General features: G+C 56.0%; 23 protein-coding genes and 1 riboswitch. Of the genes, 7 read left to right on the top strand and 16 right to left on the bottom strand.

The annotated features are described in order from the left end of the window. Positions 1–10: 10 nt before the first annotated feature. The 7 genes from wecB to J8G15_RS18795 form a co-directional block, all read right to left on the bottom strand. Positions 11–1,177 (bottom strand): non-hydrolyzing UDP-N-acetylglucosamine 2-epimerase, encoded by a 1,167-nt coding sequence (gene wecB, locus J8G15_RS18825; protein ID WP_210544183.1) that lies wholly within the window; start codon positions 1,175–1,177, stop codon positions 11–13. A gap of 11 nt (positions 1,178–1,188) precedes the next feature. Continuing rightward, complete coding sequence (locus tag J8G15_RS18820) at positions 1,189–2,280, bottom strand: XrtA/PEP-CTERM system-associated ATPase (protein ID WP_210544181.1); 1,092 nt, start codon at positions 2,278–2,280, stop codon at positions 1,189–1,191. Between the two features lie 3 nt (positions 2,281–2,283). Next, positions 2,284–3,792, bottom strand: coding sequence for a TIGR03016 family PEP-CTERM system-associated outer membrane protein (locus J8G15_RS18815; protein ID WP_210544179.1), 1,509 nt, complete (start codon positions 3,790–3,792; stop codon positions 2,284–2,286). Beyond that, the gene (locus J8G15_RS18810; protein ID WP_210544177.1) at positions 3,767–4,705 is read right to left on the bottom strand and encodes an XrtA-associated tyrosine autokinase; all 939 of its coding nucleotides are present in this window, start codon (positions 4,703–4,705) and stop codon (positions 3,767–3,769) included. Before J8G15_RS18810 ends, J8G15_RS18815 begins: the two co-directional genes overlap by 26 nt. Before the next feature lie 7 nt (positions 4,706–4,712). After that, positions 4,713–6,287 carry an XrtA system polysaccharide chain length determinant gene (locus tag J8G15_RS18805; protein WP_210544175.1) on the bottom strand — a complete coding sequence of 525 codons (1,575 nt, stop codon included), beginning with the start codon at positions 6,285–6,287 and terminating at the stop codon, positions 4,713–4,715. A gap of 79 nt (positions 6,288–6,366) precedes the next feature. Then, positions 6,367–7,008, bottom strand: a complete 642-nt coding sequence (locus J8G15_RS18800; protein ID WP_210544173.1) for an XrtA/PEP-CTERM system exopolysaccharide export protein — start codon at positions 7,006–7,008, stop codon at positions 6,367–6,369. Positions 7,009–7,155: 147 nt separating this feature from the next. Next, positions 7,156–8,034, bottom strand: coding sequence for a ThiF family adenylyltransferase (locus J8G15_RS18795; protein WP_210544171.1), 879 nt, complete (start codon positions 8,032–8,034; stop codon positions 7,156–7,158). 132 nt (positions 8,035–8,166) lie between these two features. Between J8G15_RS18795 and J8G15_RS18790 the strand changes: the two genes are divergently transcribed. Further along, positions 8,167–9,237: a nitroreductase family protein gene (locus tag J8G15_RS18790; RefSeq protein ID WP_240538370.1), complete on the top strand. Its 1,071-nt coding sequence runs from the start codon at positions 8,167–8,169 to the stop codon at positions 9,235–9,237. A 61-nt stretch (positions 9,238–9,298) separates the two neighbouring features. On the opposite strand, the gene J8G15_RS18785 is transcribed toward J8G15_RS18790, so the two are convergent. From J8G15_RS18785 to J8G15_RS18765, 5 genes are all read right to left on the bottom strand, one after another. Continuing rightward, entirely contained in the window at positions 9,299–10,108 is an 810-nt protein-coding gene (locus J8G15_RS18785; RefSeq protein ID WP_210544169.1) for a PEP-CTERM sorting domain-containing protein, read from the bottom strand. A 213-nt stretch (positions 10,109–10,321) separates the two neighbouring features. Beyond that, positions 10,322–11,623, bottom strand: coding sequence for a hypothetical protein (locus tag J8G15_RS18780; protein WP_210544167.1), 1,302 nt, complete (start codon positions 11,621–11,623; stop codon positions 10,322–10,324). A gap of 4 nt (positions 11,624–11,627) precedes the next feature. Beyond that, positions 11,628–12,401 carry an outer membrane lipoprotein-sorting protein gene (locus tag J8G15_RS18775; RefSeq protein ID WP_210544165.1) on the bottom strand — a complete coding sequence of 258 codons (774 nt, stop codon included), beginning with the start codon at positions 12,399–12,401 and terminating at the stop codon, positions 11,628–11,630. Positions 12,402–12,417: 16 nt separating this feature from the next. Continuing rightward, the gene (locus J8G15_RS18770; protein WP_210544163.1) at positions 12,418–13,815 is read right to left on the bottom strand and encodes an ABC transporter permease; all 1,398 of its coding nucleotides are present in this window, start codon (positions 13,813–13,815) and stop codon (positions 12,418–12,420) included. Further along, positions 13,815–14,555 (bottom strand): ABC transporter ATP-binding protein, encoded by a 741-nt coding sequence (locus J8G15_RS18765; protein ID WP_210544161.1) that lies wholly within the window; start codon positions 14,553–14,555, stop codon positions 13,815–13,817. The genes J8G15_RS18770 and J8G15_RS18765 overlap by 1 nt, the downstream gene beginning before the upstream one ends. A 156-nt stretch (positions 14,556–14,711) precedes the next feature. Here J8G15_RS18765 and J8G15_RS18760 point away from each other — a divergent pair, with 156 nt between their 5' ends. Next, on the top strand, positions 14,712–15,137 hold the full coding sequence (locus tag J8G15_RS18760; protein ID WP_240538369.1) for a low molecular weight protein-tyrosine-phosphatase: 426 nt from the start codon (positions 14,712–14,714) through the stop codon (positions 15,135–15,137). Here the strand turns inward: J8G15_RS18760 and J8G15_RS18755 are convergent. From J8G15_RS18755 to ahcY, 4 genes are all read right to left on the bottom strand, one after another. Beyond that, a complete protein-coding gene (locus tag J8G15_RS18755; RefSeq protein WP_210544156.1) occupies positions 15,125–16,132 on the bottom strand; it encodes an NAD-dependent epimerase in 1,008 nt (335 codons plus the stop codon). The two genes, J8G15_RS18760 and J8G15_RS18755, sit on opposite strands and share 13 nt — an antisense overlap. 60 nt (positions 16,133–16,192) lie before the next feature. Further along, complete coding sequence (gene metF, locus J8G15_RS18750; protein ID WP_210544154.1) at positions 16,193–17,038, bottom strand: methylenetetrahydrofolate reductase [NAD(P)H]; 846 nt, start codon at positions 17,036–17,038, stop codon at positions 16,193–16,195. 71 nt (positions 17,039–17,109) lie between these two features. After that, positions 17,110–17,973: a TlyA family RNA methyltransferase gene (locus J8G15_RS18745; protein ID WP_210544152.1), complete on the bottom strand. Its 864-nt coding sequence runs from the start codon at positions 17,971–17,973 to the stop codon at positions 17,110–17,112. Positions 17,974–17,982: 9 nt separating this feature from the next. Continuing rightward, positions 17,983–19,443 (bottom strand): adenosylhomocysteinase, encoded by a 1,461-nt coding sequence (gene ahcY / locus J8G15_RS18740; RefSeq protein WP_210544151.1) that lies wholly within the window; start codon positions 19,441–19,443, stop codon positions 17,983–17,985. Between the two features lie 79 nt (positions 19,444–19,522). Then, a riboswitch (S-adenosyl-L-homocysteine riboswitch) is annotated at positions 19,523–19,616 on the bottom strand. Positions 19,617–19,855: 239 nt separating this feature from the next. On the opposite strand from ahcY, the gene J8G15_RS18735 reads away from it, so the two are divergent. The 5 genes from J8G15_RS18735 to J8G15_RS18715 all read left to right on the top strand — a co-directional run bounded on the left by J8G15_RS18735 (position 19,856) and on the right by J8G15_RS18715 (position 26,000). After that, complete coding sequence (locus J8G15_RS18735; protein WP_210544149.1) at positions 19,856–21,487, top strand: peptide chain release factor 3; 1,632 nt, start codon at positions 19,856–19,858, stop codon at positions 21,485–21,487. A 5-nt stretch (positions 21,488–21,492) separates the two neighbouring features. After that, a complete protein-coding gene (locus J8G15_RS18730) occupies positions 21,493–22,347 on the top strand; it encodes an HAD hydrolase family protein (protein WP_210544148.1) in 855 nt (284 codons plus the stop codon). Then, positions 22,344–23,582 (top strand): MFS transporter, encoded by a 1,239-nt coding sequence (locus tag J8G15_RS18725; RefSeq protein ID WP_210544146.1) that lies wholly within the window; start codon positions 22,344–22,346, stop codon positions 23,580–23,582. The genes J8G15_RS18730 and J8G15_RS18725 overlap by 4 nt, the downstream gene beginning before the upstream one ends. A gap of 9 nt (positions 23,583–23,591) precedes the next feature. Then, positions 23,592–24,050, top strand: a complete 459-nt coding sequence (locus J8G15_RS18720; protein ID WP_210544144.1) for a DUF2721 domain-containing protein — start codon at positions 23,592–23,594, stop codon at positions 24,048–24,050. 75 nt (positions 24,051–24,125) lie between these two features. After that, entirely contained in the window at positions 24,126–26,000 is a 1,875-nt protein-coding gene (locus tag J8G15_RS18715) for a putative nucleotidyltransferase substrate binding domain-containing protein (protein ID WP_210544142.1), read from the top strand. Positions 26,001–26,005: the final 5 nt, after the last annotated feature.

The raw sequence follows: 26,005 nt of genomic DNA, 5'->3' as shown, positions 1-26,005 counted from the left end.
CCAACGCTTCCTACCGGGCAACCGTATTGGGGGTTGACTCAGCCTGACGCTGCCTCAACCACTGATAAAGATCTGCCGCGATGCGCTCGGCAGCATGACCGTCCCAATACTCGGGCACACGGCCTCGCTTGCCTTTGCCGGCCAGGACGTCTTGCACACCGGCCAGAATAGAGGTCCGATCACGCCCAACCAGAATATTCGTGCCTTGCTCAACCGTGATGGGGCGCTCCGTGTTTTCACGCAGGGTCAGACACGGCACGCCCAAGGCCGTGGTTTCTTCCTGCAGGCCACCGGAGTCGGTGAGTACCACGGCAGCACCGGCCATGAGTCCGAGCATTTCAAGGTAACCCTGAGGTGGCAACAATACCATTCGAGTCGGATCAATCATGTCCATCAATTCGAAGCGTTCAATATTGCTGCGAGTGCGAGGGTGCAATGCAAACACCAAGGGCAAACTGTTGGACACCTCAGCCAATACAGCCAACAGTGCGTGCAGAGTTTGAGGATGATCCACATTGGACGGCCTGTGCAAGGTGACCACGCCATAGCCTTGTGGATGCTCCAGGACTGCGACGTCAGCATTGCAGGCTCGCAGCGTTTCAGCCGGACTGCGCGCGCTGGACCGACCAAAGACCACCGAATCGATCATGACGTTACCCGTGAAGCAAACCCGGCTCGCCGGTATGCCCTCGAGCCGCAGGTTTTCTTCGGCCGTGCGCTCAGTGGTGTACAGGCGGTCCGAGATTTGATCTGTGAGGATGCGATTGATTTCCTCGGGCATGGCGCGATCGTAGCTGCGCAGACCGGCCTCAACATGGACTACCGGAATGCCTTTTTTAACCGCAACGAGGGAGCAGGCAAGCGTTGAGTTGACATCACCCACGACGACAACACAAGAAGGCTTGTGAGCATCAAGCAGGGGTTCAAACCGGCGCATTACTTCGGAAGTCTGAACCGCGTGTGTTCCAGAGCCAACTTCAAGGTTGACGTCGGGACGGGGCAGGCGAAGGTCTTCAAACAGACGGTCACTCATGTCTTTGTCATAGTGCTGACCCGTATGAACCAGCAGCACGGGAAGTGGCGGATTATGAGCTGCCAATGCCCGCAAAATGGGTGCCATTTTCATGAAGTTGGGACGCGCGCCAACGACACAGATGACTGGGGCCAAGCTATTCATGGTTTGCTCCATTAGACCGATTTTGTGGCGGCAGAAACCAACCTTTGCAGCGCACTGAGCGTCTTCAGATTAATGCGCTCCAACCGCAACATACTGTGCTCCAAACGGCGAAGTCGGCCATCAAGCTGCTCAATTTCCTGACCTTGAATATGCGCCCGCACCGAGGTCGACAAATCTGCAGAAATATCCAGCTTCGAAAGGTCGATATCGACGTCAACGGGCACGCTGAGTCCAGCGACGCCGGAGTCGCCCCACCTGGATGACACGGCGCTCGATTGACTTGTATTTGCGGACAACTCATCTTGAATTTCTCCCGCAACCTCGTTGACATCATTGAGTCCGAAGGCATCTTTCTCGCTCAAAAAGCCAAGCAACAACAAGCGATCAGCGATGAGGTTGATACGACGCGGGATGCCACCGGACGCTTTGAAGATCGCTTCAAAGGCGGCAGCGTCAAATGAGGGTCGACCCGAAGCACCCACGCACTCGAGTCGATGTTCGATATAGCCTTGTGTCTCAGCTTGGTCCAGAGGTCCGATATGACAGGTTGCAGTCACTCGTTGCCGCAACTGCTGCATCGATGGACTCTGCAAAATAGCCCTAAACTCCGGCTGCCCAACCAGAAAGGTTTGAAGCAGTGCTTGCTGACCAAATTGGAAATTGGACAGCATGCGTAGCTCCTCGACTGCGCGAGGTGTCAGGTTCTGCGCTTCATCGACAATCAACAGACAGCGCTTGCCTTGGCTTGTCTGGGTCACCAAAAACGCCTCCAAGGACATGAGCAGGTCAGCTTTGGAGAGGTCTTTGACTCGAACACCAAAGGCTGCTCCGACCATTCTCAACGTGTCTTCCGCGTCCAGCTGGGTAGTAACCAAATTGGCGCTGACGACCTTGTCCGCATCCAAGCTTGCAAGTAGACCACGCACTACCGTAGTTTTTCCGGCCCCAACTTCACCCGTGATAACAATGAACCCTTCATTGCGCTGAACGCCATATTCCAGATAGGCCTTGGCGCGACGGTGCTGCTTGCTGCCGAAATAAAAGCTCGGATCTGGATTGAGCTGAAAGGGCTTTCCTGTTAAACCGTAAAAAGCTTCGTACATGAACTAAAACTGAACATTCAAATTGCCAGTGATGGCGTTTTCGACATAGGGTGCGGCGTTTCCGCTTGAAACGACATGACGCGCTGCGACAGAAACTGTGGCCTTCTTGCCAACCCTTCCTGTGATGTTCGCATTGATGGAACGCAACGTTGAGTCCTGAGAGGCCAAGTCTCCAGACGTTTTTTGCTGCGAAAGAAGAACACCCAAAGAGTAGTCCGGAGTCAACCGATGAGAGTAGCTAACGCTAAACCCGCGTTGCCGGACCCGGGACGATGTGCTGAGGTCGTCGGAAGCGATAGAGAGCGCGTCAATGCGGGAGCTTTCAGTGCTGGTGGCGAAGAAGGTAATGGTGTCGCGCGCGCCGAGTAAGGCCAAAGACAAACTCTGGTTGCGCTGCAGCGAGGCTGCTGAACTCAAAAAACCAGCGGCTACTAAAGAGCTCCCATTTAGGCCATAGGCCGCCAAAAAATCATTAACGGCTTGAGCGCGTGCGACCGGATCAGCCGGGTAGGTTGATTCAAGCTGACTGTATAGCAGGTCATACAAGTTTCCCAGACCCACGCGACCTGATTGACTTGGCGTGGTGGACGCGTCTTTGGAGTCGACAAACCGCCAAACTGTTCGCGCTGTGCGGTGCTCAAAGCTTAAGCTATGTGTATTGCCAAACGATCGACGCCCAACATTGGCCGATAACTTTGTTGTATTCGATGGCACCCAATTGAACCCAACGCTGCTGGTGCCATATGTCTGCTTATCCAGACTGGTGTAGTTATTGGATTCTTGCCCGCCATTGACCGAGACGTTGAGCTGAGGTGTCAGTGCGTAGTTCAGACCAAGATTGAACCGGTCAACCTCTGTGGTGCGCCCCACGCTGTAACTTGATTCTTGGCGACTGGCATCTGCCGACCAGCCCAGGCGCCGAAAAGCGCTGCCACCCGCGACTTTGACGGTCGCATCGGAGTTGGTCGTGTTTGATGCTGAGGCTGAGGCTGAGTCTGAGGACGTCACTGCGCGGCTGTATCGCGCCTCGTAGCTTGCCGTGGAGCCCAGCTGACCGCGAACATAGGGGGACAAGCGATAAGTAGATACCTCCGCTTGGTTGGCGTTTATCGACGAACTATTGAGTGATTGGGTCCCGAAGGCAGAAACTGACTGCTGTGAAATGGATCCATTGAAATCCAGGAACACCCGGTTGTCCACCGCTTCTAGCGTGCCAAAGGTACTCAGCGTATTTTGAGCGCGACTGGGGGATGTGTTCTGCGCGTAAAAAGACTGGGTTAACGCGTAGTCAAAATAGCTTCGAACTCGCGAACCTTTGATATCAATGCGAATGCCTGGACTGAGCTGAGTGATCTGCTCGGACTGCCGGTCGGTGCTTGATAGCCTGACATTGTCGGTAATGGTTTCAGCGACGGAAACCCGCGGAACAACGGTGACTTCCGCATGACCCGCGCCTGATGCGCCGATGCACAGCGCAATCAAAAACCTAGGTTTTTTGAGTTGCTTGTTCATTCTGATGCCTGTAACCGTAACCGTAACCGTAACCGTAACCGTAACCCTCCTGCGCCCTGAAAAGACCAGTCGCCTGATTGAGCAGCATCAACTTGACTGGGCAGGCATCAATTGTCGACAGTGCGTGCTTGACCTCCGACTGAAGGGTGCTGCCAGCTCTCACGACCACCACAATTTGTCCCATATGTGTAGCCAAAACCCTTGCCTCTGTTGTCAGCAAAAGTGGGGGCGAGTCAAATATGATTATCCTGTCCGCATAGCGCTGAGACATGTCATCAAGTAAACGAATCATGGCATCACTGGCCAACAGCTCGGTGGCGCGCTCATGCGGCGTACCACTGGGAAGAATGGTCAATTTATCTACATTGGTTCTAAGCAATACGCTCGACAAATCAATGGTCTCATCGAGCACCAAATCCAGCAACCCTGGCCCCTCCGGGAGCCCTAAAACTCGCATGACAGAAGGCCGCGCCACATCAGCGTCAACCAACATGACAGTCGTATCAAGCTCTGTTGCCATGCTCATGGCGAGATTGATTGCTGTAAAACTCTTTCCCTCTCCTGCTACGGCACTCGTAACCATGATCAAATTGCCGTTGGCGACTATCGACGCACCCTTGCCCATGGCGTTTTCAATCAATGGGCGCTTGATTACTCGGTACTGGTCGGCAATTTGAGTTCTGGGTGCCAGTGGCGAAACAATGCCGGCAAAAGCGAGCGCATCAAAGTTAATTTCGACAAGTCGCGACTGAGCGACAGGCTGCGATGTCTCGGGCTTGGCAATTGGCGACACACCTTGTGGGGGCTTGGCGCCATTGCCAACACTCGCCTCTATAGTGCCGCCAGGCACATCAACACCCGCCTGCCGAAGCTGGGCTAGGCGTTGCGCCGCCTGCTCTATCAAACTACTCATGATTGAATCATCCTGCTCGACCAGACAAAAGAGACATCGCAATCATTGCGGCAACGAAAACGATCAACAAACCCCCAAATGCAGCAAAAAACTTCCACAGTTCAGTCCTGCGTCGCTGGGTAGCGCCATCACCCATCACCATGGACACCGTCCCTAGCATTGGCAGACGCACAGCGTCTCCGAGGGCGCGCGCATCATAGTAGACCACCCTCAACTGGCTCAAAACAAATGCAACTCCCAAGCCCGCGGCCAGTCCAGCCAACAAGGCCAACGGCATGAGCAACAATCGGTTGGGAGCGACCGGTTTTGGAGAGACACGAGGGGGCTCGATCAGGCGAAAATCAGCGACGCCTGCCGCGCTTTCCAGCTCCCCCGACATAGAGGCAGACTCGCGGCGGCTAACCAAATCGTTATAGTTCTTCTTGTTGATCTCATAGTCTCGATTCAATTGCGCGTACTCGGCTTCCACTTGAGGCGCAGTTTTCATCATCGACCGAGCTCGGTTGACGCGCGCCTCGTATTCACTAACCCTTGCCCTCAAGGAGGCAACCTGCACCTCGGAGACCGCAAGCATTCGATTGAGTTCTTGGAACACCAGGCTATTGGAAGACGACCTCATCGGATTCGCCATGGCCACCTTGCGTAACTCTGCCACCTCTTTGCGCTTGAGGGCTTCAAGCTCCTTAATGAGACGTCGAGTGTTGGAAACATCAGGGTGCAGCTCGGTAAAACGCTGTAACAAAGTGTCGAGATTGCGTTTTTGAACGTCTATACGAGCGTCTATTTCTGGCGTCGACACCGACAATGCCGATTCCTGTAAAAGACTGCGGGTCGTGGTATCTGCGCTTTGTGATTTTTCAGCTTCGATCTGGCGTTTGGCGGAATCGCGTGCGTTTTCCGCCTCATGCAGCTCCAACCGAGCCTGACTCAACTGACTACTCACGACACCCAGTTGCCCCACCATATCCTGCCCCTCAGGATTCTGCAGCTCGATGTTTCGAACTCTGAACTGTTTAAGCCGGGCCTCAGCCTCTTCAAGTTTCGCAACATAGCCTTTGATTTGCTCATCAATGAACTTCTTGGCCGTGTCCGAATCTTGCCGTGTATTGCCAAGGCTCGACTCGACAAAAATGGACACGAGAGACTGCATGACTTTCTTGGCCTGATCTGGGCTCGAGTCACGGTAGGCCAACGAATAGATATTGTCTCGTCCGGCGTTTTGAATTTGCAGTGACTTCATCAATCCATCGATCAGCGCATCTTGAGAAGCCTTGGTTTGACTTTTCAGATCCAGATCCGCCATTCGGATTAACTTTTCAACATTGGGGCGAGTGATGAGCGTACGACTGAGCATCACAACCTGTTGCTCGATATTTGGCTGGACCGCTAAACCAGACATCAAAGGCTTCAAAATCGATTGAGTATCCACATAGATTCTCGCAGTCGCTTCATATTTGTCTGGGGCAGACATCACTACAACAGACCCAACTGCAGTCACCCCCCAAGCCATGAGCAAACCCCACCACCGGTGGCGCCACATGCCCCGAAGAAGGGTGGCCACCTGGCTAATCAATTCGTCCATCGGTTACTCTTTTTTGTCAAAATCAAACACGTACCCGCCGTCGTCCAGCAAGTCAACCCATGAGGCTTGGATGACAAAACTAGAACCAGCCCTGCGGAATGATCAGGATGTCGCCTGGCTTCATTTCGACATTGGCAGCAATGTCTCCGCGCTTGACAAGGTCTTTGATTCGAACCGAGTATTGCGCCCCGCCTTCTGACGCGCGAACTATGGATGCACCATTGCCGTCTGCAAAGTCCGTCAAGCCACCGACAGCGATCATCACGTCGAGCAGAGTCATTTTTTGTTTGTAGGGCAAGGCCTGTGGCTTCGCTGCCTCACCAACCACTCGAATTTGTTCGCTATAAGGGCCCACGAATCCGGTAACGATCACTGTAACCACAGGATCGCGGACTAACTTGCTCAGTAATTTTTCAATGTCTCGAGCTATTTCAGTCGAGGTCTTTCCTTGGGCAACTAAGTCGTCAACCAAAGGGGTTGCAATTTTTCCATCGGGACGCACTGGAACCGACATGGACAGTTCAGGATTGCGCCAGACACTAATATTGAGATTGTCACCCGGGCCAACTATATAGTTGTAGTCTGGCGTTGCCGCCAATTGGGGAGCCTCAGGGATCGCTGGTTTTGTTGAGCACCCGGTCAGTATTAAGGCGAATATACCAACGCAGGCTATCGGCTTAAGCGCCTTAGTAATGAAAGATATAAATGTCAATTTGTTCATTATGTATTTCCTCCTAGTCGACACCCGGGTCTCAGTCGTTCTCAATGTAACGCATTTAAATGACTTCTCTACAACTGAATCTACTTCGGATTGAGAATGAGTTGCGGAATCAGCACATTCTTTGTGTTTCACCACACTGACGCAATGTCATCGAGTGGATTGGCCTCGCAACACGGGCCTAATAAATTTCAAAAGTAGCTGCTGCAATGGGTTGGCATTGCCAAATGGACGCCAAGTCGACTTGAGCCTTTGGTGATACGCATCGAAGTGCATGCCCCAAGGGGCGGCCTTGAGGGTGCCACGCCCTAACAAAATCTTTAAAACCGAGGTTCCCATGACGCCAGCACAGAGGTCACACGCCATGATGGTCGAGGGTCCCCGCTTCTCTTGAAAATTAACAGCCTCGGGGGCCACCAAGTAGTCGCGCTGAATCATTGCTGGCGACAAACCCGCAATAAACCGTGCGTATTGCTCCTGGGACTCAACACCCTCCACTTTGAAGTACTCCTCGAAGCTCATACCGACTGGACTGAAGTAAAGAAAAGCGACCCCCATACCCAAAGGTGCAGCAGTCAGCGCCGGAATTCCTTTTTCCCGACATTTGGCAAAAACCATACGCCGCGCAGGCAGTGCAAAAAAATCCAGCCCATCCACATAGACATCCACATCACGCAAAAATTCGTCCACGTTGTCAGGCAGAACGCCCTGAGAGAACAAACGCAAATCCATTTCAGGATTGATGTCTTGCGCCATGTGCGCCATGGTGTCGATTTTCGATTGCCCCATAAATGGCATGAAAGCACCAGCTTGCCGATTCATGTTGTGAATATCAAAGTCGTCGAAGTCAGCGATATTGAAACATTCAACCCCAAGCCGAGCGAGCGTAAGCAAATGCGCACCTCCCACTCCGCCCAGACCAGCAATGGCAATGCGAGATTTCTTTAATTTGGCCTGTTCAGCTTGGGTGACCCAGCCAATATTGCGCGAAAAGGCGTGATCGTAGGCAAAGGTATTGGGTGTTGCCATGGTGCTTTCCGCTTTCCATAAGTGACTTAGATTCGTTTTCACGTCGACCTGCTTTGGAGGGGCCCCAACCTGCACCCCTGGCCCAGAGAAGGATATCATTGAAGAACCACTAACCCCAAGCTGGGCAAGCCCGTGAGCAACGACACACTGAAACAGATTCTTGACCTTGCACGCTGGGCGCCCAGTGGTGACAACACGCAGCCATGGCGTTTTGAATTGGTCAACGACCATATGATCCGAGTGCATGGACATGACACCCGCGATCATGTGCTTTACGACTTTGACGGCCACCCAAGCCACATGGCCCACGGCGCGTTACTTGAGACGCTGCGAGTTGCCGCAACTGGTTTTGGTTTGAAGGCAACATGGACGGCGCATTCTGAAGGCGATCACCGTCACCCGATTTATGAGGTGATTCTGGCGCCAGACGACAGCATCAAGCAAGACCCGCTGTTTGACTGCATCACGCTACGTACGGTTCAGCGCCGCCCTATGAAAACGACAGCGCTTACAGATGGGCAACGCCAGGCACTTCAGGACGCAGCGGGCGAAGGATTTACCTTACAAGTGTTGGATTCATGGCATGACCGACGGCGCGTCGCCAACTTGCTGTGGGCTAGTGCAAAAATCCGCCTGACGTGCCCGGAAGCCTTTCCGGTCCATAAAGCCGTGATCGAATGGCGGGCACGCTTCAGCAAAGATCGAATCCCAGAGGAAGCTGTGGGCGTGGACTGGGCCACAGCGCGCCTGATGGAGTGGGCGATGCACAGTTGGGAGCGCGTGGCTTTTATGAACCGCTACCTGATGGGAACTATCGTGCCGCGCGTTCAGCTTGATCTACTGCCCGGACTGCGCTGCGCTGCGCATTTGCTACTGCACCCCAAAACTGAACCCCAAAGAATTGAAGACTGGGTTCGCCTTGGCGAGTCTCTGCAAAGGATCTGGCTGACCGCAACGCTCCACGGTTTGCAGTTGCAACCTCAAATGACCCCGGTTATTTTTAGATGGTACGCACGAGCGGGGCGGCACTTCTCCGCCGATCCAGTGCTGTTTGACCAAGCACAGAAGGTAGCAAGCGAGTTTGAATCGGTGGTCGGCGCTTTGCCAACCTCAGCTTTCGGATTTTTCGCCCGAGTTGGGCATTCACCCGTGCCGCAAAGTCGATCTGTCCGCCTAGCTTTACCAGAACTCGACAAGCAATAAAAAAAGCCTTGCTGGGTTACCCCAGCAAGGCTTTTTGTTTGTTACGCAGTGCGAGCGTTTATCAGGCTTGCTTTGACTTGCGGCGGCGCACAGCAGCAATACCTACCAATGCAAGGCCCATCAGGCTCAACATAGATGGCTCTGGAACTGCCAACCGGAACTGACCGTTATTACTGACGTACAAATTGTTGGTGCCATCATTGACCACCGTCCCAAGAGCAGTGTTAAATGCAGCGTTGTAATCAGTCACAAGCGAACCAGGAACGTTAGCTACATTTTGAAGAATCGCATTGGTCGTCGCAAAACCAAACGTTAATCCGTTCGCTACTCCTGCCGAGAGATCGACCATTGCCGAGTCAAAGAAATAACCATTCAGTATGTTCGTCGCTTCGAAGATGAAGGAAATAGTTCCATTCGGCAACACTCCACCAGTATTCAAAATGGCGCTTCCGTTTAGCAACTTGAAAGATGCAATGTTTGTTGCGCCAGAAAACACCTCAAGAATGCCGTCAGTATTGAAGCTCAAAGCACCGCCGATTGCACCAGAACCGGTACCTACGAAGGTGGAACTCAATTGAGGAGCCAGATTAACCCCACCATTTCCACCGAAGGGGCCGCCGTCAGTGGATACTACGCCGAAGTTACCGACCTCGTTAAAGTTAAATTTGCCACCACCGGTAAAGGTATTGTGAACAAATGCAGTGCCGATCAAATCGAGGTAATCCTTAACCAAAACTTTGTCCGAAACCACTCCCGCCCCGTCGGTGTCAATATACCAATTGGTCAGAGTTGCAGAAGCAGGCAACGCTGCGACGCTCAGGCCCAAGGCGAGTGCAGCGCCAAGAAGGGTTTTCTTTACTTTCTTAATCATGATGTTTCTCCACTAGTTACAAGGACAGTGACATTCACTGGATACAGGAATAGAAGCATGTACCGTGCCATATTGCATTTAATTCCATAACCCATTGATTTATATAGGTAAAAATAGGCATCCACTGGCTTCATCAATTGATAAAGTTATTGACTGTAAAAATTTTCGACGTCTTCGAGGTACGCATTGATGCTCACGAGCCCTGTTTCACAGTCAAAAATAGTATGTGCCGATGACCTGCGTAATTCGACTGTCTGGTAAGGAACCGAACTCGCTGGCAATGCGCCCCAAGTTCCGCTGGTATTGAAGACTCATGTCAAACTTTGGCCAGTGGTGGCGAAGCTCCATCCAGCCTAGGCGGCTCCCATCTCCCGGGTTGTAACGAAGGTAAGCGCTCAAGTCCAGGTCTTTGAGGCCCCAGCCTTTTTGCGTTACATAAATCAGGTAGGCTTTGCGAGGCGCCAGTTCTTGTTGCTGCAGCGCACCGGTTAAATATGCTTGCTGCAGGGAAGGTGTAGCGCTAAGGGCAGTAAAGTCCGACTGACTCAGCGCAAAGCCGTTGTATTCGTACTCAGCTGTTACTGATAACTTGCTACGGGTGGTGTAGGTTAAACCACCAGAGAAACGATTGCGCATTGCTTTAGTACCCGGCAACACCAAGATGCGGCTTAGCAAATCGGGTTCGCGGCCACGCGTCCATTCCAGGTGCCCCACCGCCGCCTCTGACAATAAAGCCGTCAGGTTGACCCCTAGCGTGGTGGAGGCGCCCGATTTTTTATAAGCCAGCAATTGGCCGCTGATGCCTGACGCCAATTGACTGCTCAACGCCACCAGCGCGCGATCACTATTGTTGGTGGACCCCAAATCAAGGCTTAAACCATTGGAACTGGAACGGTTGGCCAACTTTGGCGCCCATGCAACGGATAGCGAACCGCCTAACCACAGATGTTGCCCGCGCAGCATCACCACACCCATCCGGTTCAAGCGCAGGGCAATTGGATCAGCGGTTGTCAGCGTACGCAAGGCCCCGTCGCGAAAGAAGTCGGTCGGGTTGTAGCCATAGGCTGGCCCGTAACGCAGGTTGACACGGCCAAATTCAAACACGTTGTCGCCGCTCTCTGGCTGCCAGCTCAAATAGGCCTCTCTCAAACTGTTCACCGGGCCGTCAAGCCCAAAGCCACCCGGGTGAATGTAATCAAAACGATCCGAGACAACCGCTTTCAGACCAGAGCTCAAATTTGCCGTATGGGAAAAGTCCAGCGACGCGCGGCCCAAGTCACGGCTGCCTGATACATAGCGTTGGCCGACGGTACCAATGGCTCCCTCTATGAAAAACCGGGTATTTGCGATTGTCTGGGTCGCTACAGATTCGGCTGGCGCGCTTTCCAAGTTCAGCGCATCGAGTTCCTCTGCGGAGGTGGCACCCAACGTGGGCCCGGCATAACCAAGTGCCATCGCCAGTGCGGCACCAAGCGAACAGAGTTGAAAAGAGGGGCGCTTGAGGAAAAAAGACATTCACCTACTCCGGCTGGAAACGAGGCAGATAATCCCGCTGCATCCAGGTGGCCGGAATGGCGCGGGCCTTGTAATCTGAAAGACGTATGAGCGTAACCGATTGAGGGTTCAGCCCGTCAATAATTACCGTTTCGGTCGGACGTTCAGCGCCCAGTTGGGGCTGGAACTTCCGGTAATATGCGGTTTTTAGCAGGCGGGAAGACTCTGCGTAGAAGCGCGCTTTGAGCGGGCGGTTGTTGTCAGCATCAACCCACATTTCAATGCTGGCGTAAGTTACATCAGGGCTGACAGCGGTGAGGATGAGCTTATGAGCCTGACGCTGTTTGCGTTCGCCATCCAGGATTTCTTCGTCTCCGGCCAATGTGGCTTTGTAGTCTTGGGCCAGGTTAACGGTAACCACGTCACCATTTGATGCCTGACCCAAAAGCCGCTGTTGCGGGGACAAACGCACGCTGGCCTTGTTTGTTGGGTCATAAAACCAGATGTCATTGCCGTTCTTCAACATCAATTTTCCCGCGTCGCGCGCTGGCAACACAAACTGCAACAAGTTGGAGAACTGGCCGCCACGTTGCTCGGTGCGCGCATAGCTGACCAACGTGCTGGCATCCACCTGCTTGCCAGACTGAAATTCGGTCAGCGTAACCGTGACGCTAAACGGACGCCCGGGGTTACGAATGGCATCGCTGGCGGCCAGGATGTCGTCCGCACTCTGAGCAGCCCAACCGTTGCCTGCCCCGAACAGGCAGAAAAAAAACAGTAAAAAAAATCTTGTTTTCATTGCATATGGCCTTCCATTAAACGTGGCGCAGGGCCTCAACAACATCCATCCGCGCAGCGCGCCATGCCGGCCACCACGCAGACAGGGTTGCAATACAAATGAGGCCAATGGTGGTGCCAAGAATCATACGGTTTTCGCCCCAAACGTTGACCGTGAAAGGCACCAACTCGACGTTACCAGGCGGCAACCACGGCATTCCCACCTTATTGATGATGACCGACAGCAACAAGGCCAGCAAGACCCCCAGAACCGCGCCGCACAGCCCGAGCAATGCGCCCTCTGTAACAAACAGGCGCATGATGCCTGCGCGGCGCAGGCCAATGGCACGCAGCGTACCGATCTCTACCGTGCGTTCGACGACTGTGGTGTTCATGGTGTTACTGACCGTGAAGAGAACAATGCCGCCAATCAGCACAAAAACAAAGCCAAAAATGGTGTCGAACATTTGCATGGTTTGCACATAAAACGGGTTCAAAACCCGAAAATCCAGCACCGCCAGGGGTTGATTGGCAGAAAAATTGGCCAGTATGGGTATCAGGCGCGCCCGCGCTACAGAAATCTGGTCCGAGTGGCGCAACTGCAGCATGAGGGAGGTAGCCCGTGGCGCCGAATTACCGTAGATCAACTTTTGCAGATACCCGAGCTGCATGAGCAGGGTTACTTCATCAAGCTCCTTAACGCCCTGATCTTCCGCCCTGATCACGCTCAGCGACGTGACATTGGGCGCGCCACGTGTATTCACGACTAACACCTCAACACGCCCCGCATCGGCGCCTGATCCACTGGTGCCAGCAGGTGTTTCCTGCAGACTCAGCTGGACAAGATCGTCTGGCAATGCCTTGCCATCAGTCGGTCGCCCGGTTTCAGGCGTGGGGCAACGTTCAATCTTAAGCGGTGCGCACAACTGCAGTACGCGAGCCAAACCCGTTCCCACCACTGCTGCGTCAGGTGCTGCACCTTCAAGCGCCGACAACTGCGCTCTTGTCCGCAAGCCAAAGTCGTTCCAGGTACGCATGCGGTTGATGTCTGACGCAACAAAGCCGTGGCCAATGATGGTTCGCGACACACTGGCGGCATAGTTGCCTGCGATACCGCCGAACTGGAGCGATGGCGTGGCCACAAGCACCATGCCTTTCAGCACCTCGTCATCATTGATGGCAGCAAGAATTTTGGGGTAATCGTTGATTCCATAGGCCGTTGGGTTACCGCTGCCGTAAAGATAAAAATCCCGGTGCTGAATTTGCAGATGGCCACCCTTTTGCACGTGCCGGGTATGCAACTCATAGTTGACGTTGGTGCTGAACCCACCAAACAGCAGAATAGAAGTTGACCCGATGGCCATGGCCAGCAATGTAGCCAGCGATCGACGACGGTTGCGCAACAGGTTGCGGATGGCTAGGTTGAGCGTCATCATTACGGCACCTCCTCTTGGCCCTTGCGGTGGACGCCACGAATCATGCCGTCTTTCAAAAAGATGGTGTCATCCGCGGCCTTGATGACGTCCGGATCGTGTGAGGAGAAGATGAATGAAATGTGATAGCGCTCCACCATGCGTCGCATCAGAGCCAAAATGGCGGCGCCGGTGTGGCTATCCAGATTGGCGGTGGGTTCGTCGGCGATGACCAGCTTGGGTTTGCGCGCCAAGGCGCGGGCAATGGCAACACGCTGGCGCTGCCCGCCAGACAACTGGCCGGGCAGATTTTTGGCCCTGTCACCCAAGCCCACGGCTTCGAGCAGCTTGGGCACCCGTTCCCCACGGGTTTTTGCCGAAACACCCGCTAACAGCAATGGGTATTCAATGTTTTCGTAGGCACTCAGGACCGGTAACAGATTAAAGTTTTGAAATATAAAACCAATGTTTTTTGCACGGAAGTCTGAGAGTTGATCGTCCGAAAGCTCGCCAACCTTGCAATCGGCCACGATGATTTCGCCTTTGTCGGGCTTGTCTATGCAGCCAATCATGTTGAGAAGCGTGGTCTTGCCACTGCCGGAGGGGCCGAGAAGCACTGTAAAGCATGCAGGGCGCACAAGAATGTCCACGCCCTTGATGACCGGGACGCTGATGGAATCTAGATGATAGGTTTTTTCAACGTGGGAGAGAACCGCCACTGCAACGCCCTGACTCTTGGCTTGTCCTGCTGCCTGATCGGCCATCGTTTTCCCTATTTGGATAAAGTTAGTTCGCTTAGCCAATTATTAACGCATCCAAAGGGCGTGTCGTCAAGCCACTAGTCAGAACTACGACACCCTAAAATTCGAAGCATGACAAAGATTCTATTCGTTTGCATGGCCAACATCTGCCGGTCGCCCATGGCGCTAGTGGTTGCTACAAAGCTGTCAAAAGAGGCTGGACTGTCTGCGAACTTTAAGTTTGACTCTGCCGGAATTCATGCGGAAAAGGGTCGGAAACGTTCGGATACCAGGGTGGAATCTGTTCTGCTTGGTCATCACTACTCAATCGGGAAAGGGCGAACGCGGCGAATCGGTCTCGATGACTTTGAACAATTCGATTTGATCATTGCCATGGATCGGTCCAACCTGGCTGCGCTGCACAAGATTTGCCCAGAGCAACATCTTTCCAAGCTACACCTGCTGCTGACATTTTCTCCAGAGGTCGGCCAGGACGAAGTACCCGACCCCTACTTCGGCAACCAGGAAGGCTTTGAACGTGTGCTGACTTTGTGTGAGGCCGGCGTGAAAGGCTTGCTAAAGGCTCATCGGCCTCAGACTTTGTGATAGTCGCGATACCAGGTGACGAATCGATTGATGCCGTCTTGCACACCCGTGCCCGGCACAAAACCGACCCAATCGTTTAGGGCGTCCGTATTGGCATAGGTAGCGGGCACATCACCGTCTTGCAGCGGCAGCAGACGTTTCTCAGCTTTCATTCCCAATGCGTTTTCGATGCACCCGATGAAGTCGAGCAAATTGACAGGATTGTTGTTGCCGATGTTGAACACGCGGTAGGGCGCATTGCTGGTGGCCGGGTCGGCCCGAACGGCGTCGTAGCTTGGGTCTGCGCTTGCCACCCGATCCAGCACGCGAATCACGCCTTCAACAATGTCATCGACATAGGTGAAATCACGTTGCATGTCGCCATGGTTGAAGACGTCGATCGATCGGCCTTCCAAAATGGCTTTGGTGAACAGGAAAAGCGCCATGTCTGGTCGACCCCACGGGCCGTACACCGTGAAAAACCGCAGGCCGGTCGTGGGTAACCCGTATAGATGGCTGTAAGTGTGCGCCATCAACTCATTGGCCTTTTTGGTGGCGGCGTACAGGCTCACCGGGTGGTCCACGCTGTCATGCTCGGAGAACGGCATTTTGGTGTTGCCGCCGTACACACTGGAGCTGGACGCGTACACCAAGTGCTGCACTTTGGTGTGGCGGCAGCCTTCTAAAATGTTAGTGAAGCCCAGGATGTTGCTTTCAATGTACGCGTGCGGGTTTTGCAACGAGTAGCGTACGCCGGCCTGGGCGGCGAGGTGGATGACGCGATCAAATTGTTCTGCCGCAAACAACTTGGCAATACCCGGCGTATCAGCCACATCGATCTTGACGAAGCGGAAACTACTGTGCGGTGTGAGTCGGGCCAGGCGGCTTTCTTTTAAGGTGACGTCGTAATAGTCATTGAGGTTGTCCAGCCCCACTACCTCGTCGCCACGCGCCAGCAGGCGCAGTGCGGTAGTCATGCCTATGAAGCCTGCGGCTCCCGTCAAAAGAATTTTCATCGCCTGGTTTCCGTTTGCATTTTGTGGATCCGATACTAACCCGCTCGACCGAACTTAAGATCAGTCTGCCAAGTCCAGTCTTCTGCAGATTTCCAGTGTTGCGGCACTTTGGTTCATCGCGTAGAAGTGAAGCCCCGGCGAGCCGCCAGCGAGCAACTGCTCACAAAGGGCGGTGACCACATCCAGACCGAACGCCTTGATCGACGCGGTGTCATCGCCAAAACTTTGCAGGCGCAAACGAATCCAGCGGGGAATCTCGGCGCCGGATGCATCGCTGAAACGCATGAGTTGGGTCGAACTGGTGATGGGCATGATGCCAGGAACCACCGGAATAGTGAGCCCGAGCGCATCGACCTCTTCCACAAATCGGAAATAAGCATCAGCGTTGTAAAAATATTGGGTAATAGCCGAATCAGCCCCTGCGTTGACCTTGGCCGCAAAGGCGTGAAGATCGGAAGTCGGCGACTTGGCCTGCGGGTGGACCTCGGGGTACGCGGCCACTTCAATGTGAAAGTCACGACCGGTTTCAGCGCGGATAAACGCGACCAAATCACTGGCGTAATGAAATTCGCCCCCCGCACCGTAGCCACTGGGCATGTCGCCGCGCAAAGCCACCAGTCGTTTGACGCCTATGGCCTTCAAAGTGGCCAGTTGCTCACGCACAGTGGCCCGGGTTGCCCCGATACATGAGAAGTGCGACGCGGCGCTCACGCCCTCGCCCAGAATATCGCGCACGGTATTAAAAGTGCCCTCTTGCGTCGAGCCACCCGCACCAAAGGTGACGGAGCAAAACTCGGGCTTCAAGGCATACAACTGCTGGCGTACGCCGCGCAGCTTCTCAACGCCTTCGGGTGTTTTGGGTGGGAAAAACTCAATACTGAGCGGAGGTCGGGTGGTCAATGTCATGGCCGTACTTATTTGAAAAAGGGGCGGAGATTGCCCCCGCGACAAGGTCACGAGAATCAACCTCCCAAAGATCAGGAACTCACTGCGTCCGGTTTGCGCGCACAGATGAAAAATTCCCGGTTGCCGTCACCGCCGTCAATGGGCGAGTCAAACCAGGCCGTGACCGTCAAGCCCAACTCTGCACAGGCATCGCGCAAACGTTGCTCGATCAGAGGGTAAAACGAGGCATCTTTCACGATGCCGCCCTTGCCGACTTGACCCGGTTGAAGCTCAAACTGAGGCTTCACCAGCGTCAACAAAGTGCCTCCGGGCTTGAGAAATGGCACCACGGCCGGCAGCACCAGGGTTTGAGAGATGAACGACAGGTCGCCCACGACCAGATCAAACTCAGGATTGAACTCCGAGACCGCGACTTCTTCTTCTGAATCATCGTCCCCGTCATCCTCATCCGAAATTTCTGATTCAAACTGGCCTTCATCGCCCGTGCTGTATGCGTAAGCAGCTATTAAATCAGAAGCAGACAAAGACCGCGCATTGACTTTCTCGACGCACAAGACGCGGGGATCCGCCCGAAGGCTCGGGTGCAACTGGGCACTGCCCACATCCACCCCCACCACCGATGCCGCACCGTGCTGCAACAGACAGTCGGTAAAACCGCCCGTGGATTGACCGACATCGAGGCAAGCGAGGTTCGAGACATCCAGCCCCACTTGCTTGAGCGCGGCTTCGAGCTTGAGCCCACCCCGAGACACGTAACGCGCCTCGGAGTCGTCGAGCAAGCGGATGGGCGCATCCAAGGGCACGTCGTCGCCATTTTTGGCAACACGCCGCCAGGCGTCGTGTTGCATCCACTCCACGCCATCCGCAATCAGACGCTGGGCTTGTGAGCGGGTGGTGGCGAGCTGACGCTGCACCAGTAGTTGGTCAATGCGCATTCTTTCCAATCAATAACGGTAGGTGTCGGCCTTGTAGGGGCCGGCTTTGGAAACGCCAATATAGGCGGCTTGCTCGTCGGTGAGCTCGCTCAACATGGCGCCCACTTTGGAGAGGTGCAGGCGAGCCACTTTCTCATCCAGATGCTTGGGCAACACATAAACCTTGCCCACTTTGTATTCTTTGGGCTTGGTAAACAGTTCGATTTGCGCAATGGTCTGATTGGCAAAGCTGGATGACATGACGAAGCTGGGGTGACCGGTGCCACAACCCAGATTCACCAAGCGGCCTTTGGCCAGCAAGATGATGCGCTTGGACGGCTTGGCGTTTTTGCCTTTGGTCGCCGGGAAAATCACATGATCCACCTGGGGCTTGATCTCGTCCCACTTGCACTTGTCCAGCGAAGTGACGTCAATCTCGTTGTCAAAGTGACCGATGTTGCAGACAATTGCCTGGTCTTTCATGGCGTCCATGTGCTTGTAGGTGATGACGTTCTTGTTGCCCGTGCAGGTGACAAAAATATCGCACTTGTCGGCGGCGTATTCCATGGTGACCACTTTGTAGCCTTCCATGGCGGCTTGCAGGGCGTTGATGGGATCGATCTCAGTCACCCAGACCTGCGCGCTCAGGGCGCGAAGGGCTTGAGCGGAGCCTTTGCCCACGTCGCCGTAGCCGGCGACCAGCGCCACCTTGCCAGCGATCATGACATCGGTGGCGCGCTTGATCGCATCTACCAACGATTCGCGGCAACCGTACAGGTTGTCGAACTTGCTCTTGGTGACCGAATCATTGACATTGATCGCGCGCAACACCAGCTCACCCTTGGCCGACATCTCGTTCAAACGCAATACGCCTGTGGTGGTTTCTTCCGTGACGCCGATGATGTTTTTCAGGCGGCGGCTGTACCAGGTCGGGTCCAGCTTCAATTTGGCTTTGATTGCGTTGAACAGGCAAATTTCCTCTTCGCTACCAGGCTTGTCCAGCAGCGACAAGTCGGTCTCGGCCTTGGCGCCCAGGTGCATCAGCAAAGTTGCGTCGCCGCCGTCGTCCAGAATCATGTTCGGGCCTTCGGCCTTGGTGCCCTTTTTACCGGTGAACTCAAAAATGCGATGGGTGTAATCCCAGTAGTCATCCAGCGACTCGCCTTTGTAGGCAAACACGGGGGTGCCGGCCTCAACCAAGGCGGCTGCCGCGTGGTCTTGGGTGGAGTAGATATTGCAAGATGCCCAACGCACTTCAGCACCCAGGGCCTGCAGGGTTTCAACCAGCACGCCAGTCTGAATGGTCATATGCAGTGACCCCGTGATGCGAGCGCCCTTCAAGGGCTGCTCTTTTGCGAACTCTTCGCGAATCGCCATCAGACCGGGCATTTCGGTCTGGGCAATGTTCAGTTCCTTGCGTCCCCAGGCAGCGAGGCCGATGTCGGCGATGATGTAATCGGTATTCTTGACGGACGGTGATGTTTTAGCCACGGTTGACTCCAAATTGAGTTTTGTACAACCACTGGCTCTTGAGCCCAACTTCCAGGGGGATGAACTCACCCAAAAGACCAGTGGGTGAGCGCCGTTGATACATCCCTAGCTGGTTGCCTGGGTGTGCTCCGAGCCTCATTCACGCTAGGTGAACTGCAACGCTCCTCGGATACGGCTGCCATTATAGGCTGGTCAGGCGTTTCTGGGCACGGGTCAAGCCGGCGTACCCGCACCTCGCCCCTGGTTGAGTCCAAATTTCAGTGGCCTCCCTCAAAACATGCACGCGTTGGCTGCGACCCCACCGTCAAAGTCGCTCGACTGGCGCCCTCCGGTAAAATCTGTCAACCCGGGCGCTCGCCCGCATGCGTGACACCGCTGGCGTGTTCGCGCTCTGCACTCTTCTGGAATTCCTGTGTCCTATACCGCCGAAACTCGCCGCCGCCGCACTTTTGCGATCATTTCTCACCCCGACGCGGGTAAGACCACGCTGACTGAAAAATTATTGCTGTTTTCAGGTGCGATCCAGATCGCCGGCTCCGTCAAAGCTCGCAAAGCCACCCGCCACGCCACCAGCGACTGGATGGAAATTGAGAAGCAGCGTGGCATTTCCGTGGCCAGCTCGGTCATGCAGATGGTTTACCGCGAGCATGTGATCAACCTGCTAGACACGCCCGGCCACAAAGACTTCTCCGAAGATACCTACCGCGTGCTCACCGCCGTGGATTCGGCCCTGATGGTGATTGACGCCGCCAACGGCGTGGAGGCGCAAACCCGCCGCCTGATTGAGGTCTGCCGCCAGCGCGACACACCCATCATCACGTTTGTGAATAAGATGGACCGCGAGGTGCGCGAGCCGCTGGACATCATGGACGAGATCGAGCGCGAACTGGGCATGCCTTGCGTGCCGATGACCTGGCCCGTAGGCCAAGGCAAAACCTTTGGCGGCATCATCAACTTGCGCACCAACGCGATGACGGTGTTCGAGCCGGGTAGCGACCGGGGCCCGAAAGACTTCACAACCATCCCCTTGACCGAGCATGCGACTTTGCTCAAGCGCTTTGGCAGCGAGTACGAGTCGGCGCTGGAGAGCATGGAGCTGGCCACCGGTGCGTCACCAACCTGGGACCACGACGCCTTCCTGGCCGGCAAACAGACCCCTGTGTTTTTTGGCTCCGGTGTGAACAACTTCGGTGTGATGGAAGTGCTGGACGCGCTGGTGGACCTGTCGCCCTCGCCGCGCTCTCGCACCAGCTCGGCACTGGTCAACCGCCAGCCGGTGATCAAGGAAATCCAGCCCGACGACACAGCGTTTTCTGGCGTGGTGTTCAAGGTGCAGGCCAATATGGACGCCAACCACCGCGACCGCATTGCCTTTGTGCGCATGGCCTCGGGCAAGTACACGCCGGGCATGAAGCTCAAAGTGATGCGTACCAGCAAAGAACTGCGCCCCACCAGCGTGGTGACCTTCATGAGCCAGCGCCGTGAAGCGGTGGAAGAGGCTTACGCAGGCGACATCGTGGGCTTTACCACCCACGGCGGCGTGCAATTGGGCGACACCATCACCGACGGCAGCGTGAACCTACAGTTCACCGGCCTGCCCTTCTTTGCCCCCGAGCTGTTCATGACCGTGGTGCTGCGCAACCCCTTGCGCACCAAGCAGTTGCAGCAGGGCTTGGCCCAGTTGGGCGAAGAAGGCGCGATTCAGGTGTTCCGCCCGGAAGTCGGCGGCAACATGTTGCTGGGTGCCGTGGGTCAGTTGCAGTTTGAAGTGGTGCAGCACCGCCTCAAGGGCGAGTACGACGCCGACATTCGACTGGAAGGCTGCCAGTACACCGGCGCCCGCTGGATCACCGCCGACACCCCGGCCGAACTGAAAGCCTTTTGCGATGCTTACCCCATGCGCATGGCCCGCGACGCGGCCAACACATTGGCCTACCTGTGCACCTCACCCTATGACGTGCGCCTGGCCCAAGAGCGCTTCCCCAAAATCCACTTCCACCCGCTGCGCGAGCATGCTGGATTGGCCTTGCAGGCGGCAGGCTAAGTCACATGCGTCCGCTATCCGACTGGTCACCCGCAGACTGGGGCCAGATCACAGGTGTGTTCACCGACATTGACGACACGCTCACCACTGACGGTGCGATCACGCCCGACGCGCTGAAGGCGCTGGCCGCTTTGAAGGCGGCCGGTTTGCATGTGATTCCCATCACAGGTCGCCCGATTGGCTGGAGCGAGCCTTTTGCGCGCGGTGATGCCGCCGCTGGCGTGGCGCCTTGGCCAGTGGATGCCATCGTGGCGGAAAACGGTGCGGTTGCTTTTCGGGGTGAGGATTTACAGGGAATTGGCCTGCAGCCCCCGTTTAACCTGCGGGAGCCGCTATTAAAACTATATCAACAAGATGAAGCCACCCGGCGGCTGAATTACACCCGCATGCAGGCCGTGGCGCAGCAAGTCTTGGCGGCCGTGCCCGGTGCGGCCTTGTCGCAGGATTCGCCGGGGCGCGAAACCGACATTGCCATTGACCACAGTGAGTTTGTTCACCTGGCCCCTGAGCAGATCGCCCACGCCGTGCGGATCATGCACGCAGCCGGTATGAACGCCACCGTGAGCAGCATCCACATCAACGCCTGGTTTGGCGAGCACAACAAGCTCAGCGGGGCGCGCTGGATTGTGAGCGAGTTGTTCGGGCGCGATCTGGACGCCGAGTTGAGCCGCTGGGTCTATGTGGGTGACTCCACCAATGACCAACTGATGTTTCAACACTTCGAGAACAGCATTGGCGTCGCCAATATTCGCCGGTTCGAAGCTGACCTGAGCCATAAGCCGCGCTTCATCACCCCCAGCGAGCGCGGTGCCGGCTTTGCCGAAGTGGCACAACGCCTTTTGGCTGGACGCGGTCTGTGAGCTTGGCACAACCCTCGTCACCCAGCGGCGCCCCTGGGCGCTTCAACTGGGGTTTGATCAGCGTCTTTGGCTCCACCCTGTTTCAGTTGTCGGGCATTTTTATGCTCGCTCCTTGGCTGTTGCTGATCCTGAAATCAGCGAACGTTTCAACCACTGTTGCTGGTTTTTTCGCGGCCACCACCTGGCTTGGCGTGTTTGTGATCACGCCATTTGCATCGGCACTGACCCAACAACTGGGCCGCCGGCCCGCCATGTGGCTGGCCTCAGTGGCACCGGTGCTGGCAGCGGTTGGGTTCCTCGTGACGGACGTCCTCTGGATCTGGTTCGTTCTGCAATTGCTGGCCGGTATCGCCGGCGGATTGCGGTGGGTACTGGCCGAAGCCTTCATTGCGGAGTTCGCCCCGCCTGCGCAGATTGGAAAATACATTGGCACCTACGCCACCATGGTCGGGCTGACTTTTGTCATCGGCCCCGCAGCGCTGGCCTGGGTAGGCGCCAGCAGCCCCTACGCCTTGTGGGTGGTGATTGCGCTGCTGGCCATTGGCCTGGCCTGGACCGCCGTGATTCCCCAACTGCCACCTGATCACGACACCCACACCGCCCAGGTGGGCCTGCAGGGACTGTGGCACGCCGTGCTGGCCCATCCCATCATCATGCTGGCCGGTTTTCTGGGTGGTTTCTTTGAACTCGGTCTGGCCTCCATCCTGCCGCTTTACGGCCTGGCTTTGGGCCACAGCGACAGTACCGCTGCGCTGCTGGTGTCCGCCAGCGGCCTGGGGGGCGCCTTGACGGCATTGCCTGCCGGCATGGTGGCAGATCGGTTTGCGTCACCGACACAGGGGCGGCGCACCATGATGGCCGGGTTTACGGCCCTCATCTTTCTGGCCTGTATTGCAGTGCTGGCGGTGCCTTACCTGACATCATTGGTTTGGCCGGTGGTATTTGCCTGGGGTGCCGCCGGTGGCGCGCTCTACACCCTGGCCATGATCGACATCGGCGCCCGGGAAAAAGGCATCACGCTGGTGAATAGCACGGCCGTGCTGGTGCTCACCTATACCTTGGGCGGTCTGGTGGCGTCCGCCGCTTCAGGCGCGCTCATCCAATGGTCACCTGCGCTGGCGTTTCCCATTGCATTGATCGGCATCGCCGGACTGGGTGTCGCCACGCTGGTCAAAACCCAGCGCAAAACTCGCCTATCGGTTGACAATCACCCAACACGCCCGCTACCCCGCTGAGGATTTTTCATGTTTTTCGCCGAAGACTTATCCGCCGTCACCCACGGCATCCAACTCGCTGTGGCCCCGGTGTTCTTGCTGACCGCCGTCTCCGGCATGATTGGCACCGTGGCCGGCCGCCTGGCCAGAATCATTGACCGGGCCAGGGTGCTGGAAGCCCGTGTGCTCAGCGCGGCTGAGTCCGACCCTGCGATGGCCCCCGCCTATGACGAGTTGCGCAGTCTGCGCCGGCGCGGCTGGTTGGTCAACGGTTGCATTGCCTTGCTCACCCTGTGTGCCATGCTGATTGGCCTGACCATCGTGATGCTCTTTCTGGGTGAGACCACCCAGATGAACATGTTGCGTTTTGCGACCGTCTCCTTTCTGGCGGGCGTCAGTTGTTTTCTGCTCGCGCTGGTGTGCTTTCTGGCAGAGACCCTGCTTGCCACCCGCTTGCTCAAGTTCGCTCGCCCCACAGTGCCGCGTTAAATCGCGAAGCCCGTCTTCCGGCTGGCTCTGTAACAATGGTCGTCAAGTTGCCCATTCACCCTGGAGACCTGACCCATGCCGACACCCGCTCCCACACCGGCCTCGTTTGCCGACAGCCTCGCCCAGCATCGCGTTTGGAGACACGTCGAGCCCTCCAGCCTGAAGGGGCTGGCCAGTCGCTTCACCATTGAGAGTTTCGCGGTCGGCGCCACGCTGCTGGTCCAAGGGGGCCTCGTCAACCGCGTCGGTTGGCTGATTCGTGGCGACGTTTCGCTCAAAGACCCCGACTTGGGCCTGTCGCTTGGCTTGCAAAGCGGTGAGTTGCTGGGGTTTGGTGCTACGCCCAACCATCAATTGAGCAACTGGCAGGCCGTGGCGGTGACCGACTGCCAAGTGGCCTGGTTAGCACCCGAAGTGCTCATCGACCTGTGCGAACGCCAGCCTGAATTGCTGGTTTTCTTCCCGTCGGTGCCGCCCCGAAAAACATCCCTGGAATCATCGAGCGACGAGGCCGAATCCGGCGCGCCACTCAACCTGCTGAGCACCCCGATTCGCACACTGATCAAACGGGAGCCCATCACACTGGCCCCGAATGTCACCATCCGTGCGGCCGCCGAGATGATGCGGGATTTGCGGGTCTCCTCGATCTTGCTGGTGGAGCAAGGTCAGTTGTTTGGCCTGATCACCGACCGTGACTTGCGCAACCGGGTGGTGGCCCAGGGTCTGGACAGTCAGCGCCCCGTGGCAGACATTGCCACATTGGCCCCGTTGACCGTCAGCGCCAGCAGCCCCGCGTTTGATGCCCTGCTGCTCATGGCACGCCACAACATTCACCACGTGCCTGTGATGGATGGCGCGCGAATTGCAGGCATGATCACTGCCACCGATTTGACAGAACAGCACAGCACTTCTGCTGTCTATCTGGCTGGCGACATCTACAAAAAAACCACGCTCGACGGTCTGGCCCACATCAGCACCAAGGTCAAGCATTTGCAACAGCACCTGGCGGCGGCGGATGCCAGCGCCTACAGCACCGGCCACATCGTGACTGCCATCACTGATGCATTGACCGTGCGGCTGATCCAGTTGGCTGAGACCCAATTCGGCCCTGCCCCCATCGACTATGTGTGGGTGGCCGCCGGTTCACAGGCGCGAAACGAACAATCGGCCAAGTCCGACCAGGACAACTGTCTGATTCTGGACGACACTTACGACGAAACCATACACGGCGAGTACTTCAAGACTTTCTCAAAGTTTGTGTGTGACGGCCTGGCAGCCTGCGGCTACATTCACTGCCCCGGCGAAATGATGGCCATGACTGACACTTGGCGTCAGCCGCGCCAGCGCTGGGCCCAGTACTTTCACAAGTGGGTCAACCAGCCAGAACCCAAGGCGCTAATGCTGACCTGTGTGTTCTTTGACCTTCGCGCCATCCACGGCCAGTCCGATCTGCTGGATGGTTTGCGCCGGGACGTGCTGCAGCGGACCAAGGGAAACAGCCTGTTTTTGGCGTACATGGTTGGCAATGCGCTCAAGCATCGCCCGCCGCTGGGCATGTTTGGCTCGATTTCCCTCATTCGCGGCGGCGAACACCCCGGCACCATTGACCTCAAGCATTCGGGCATTGTGCCCATCGTCGACCTGGCCAGGGTGTATGCCTTGGCGGATGGCCTGGCTGCAGTGAACACCAGTGACCGCCTGGAAGCGGCGGCCCAGGCGGGCGAGGTCAGCGCTCAAAGCGCGCGCGACTTGCAGGGTGCGCTGGAATTTTTGGCCAAGCTGAGAATTGCCCATCAGGCCCGCCAGATACAGACGGGCCAGCCACCTGACAACCACCTCTCATTGAACGAGTTGTCCAACTTTGAACGCAGCCACCTGAAAAATGCTTTCTCAGTGGTGCAAACCTTGCAAGAAGTCCTGGAACAACGCTACCAGTCCGGACGTTTCTAGCGCCC

Source organism: Rhodoferax sp. PAMC 29310, assembly GCF_017948265.1.
GTDB lineage: Bacteria > Pseudomonadota > Gammaproteobacteria > Burkholderiales > Burkholderiaceae_C > Rhodoferax.
This window is presented reverse-complemented; position numbering and strand designations above follow the sequence as displayed.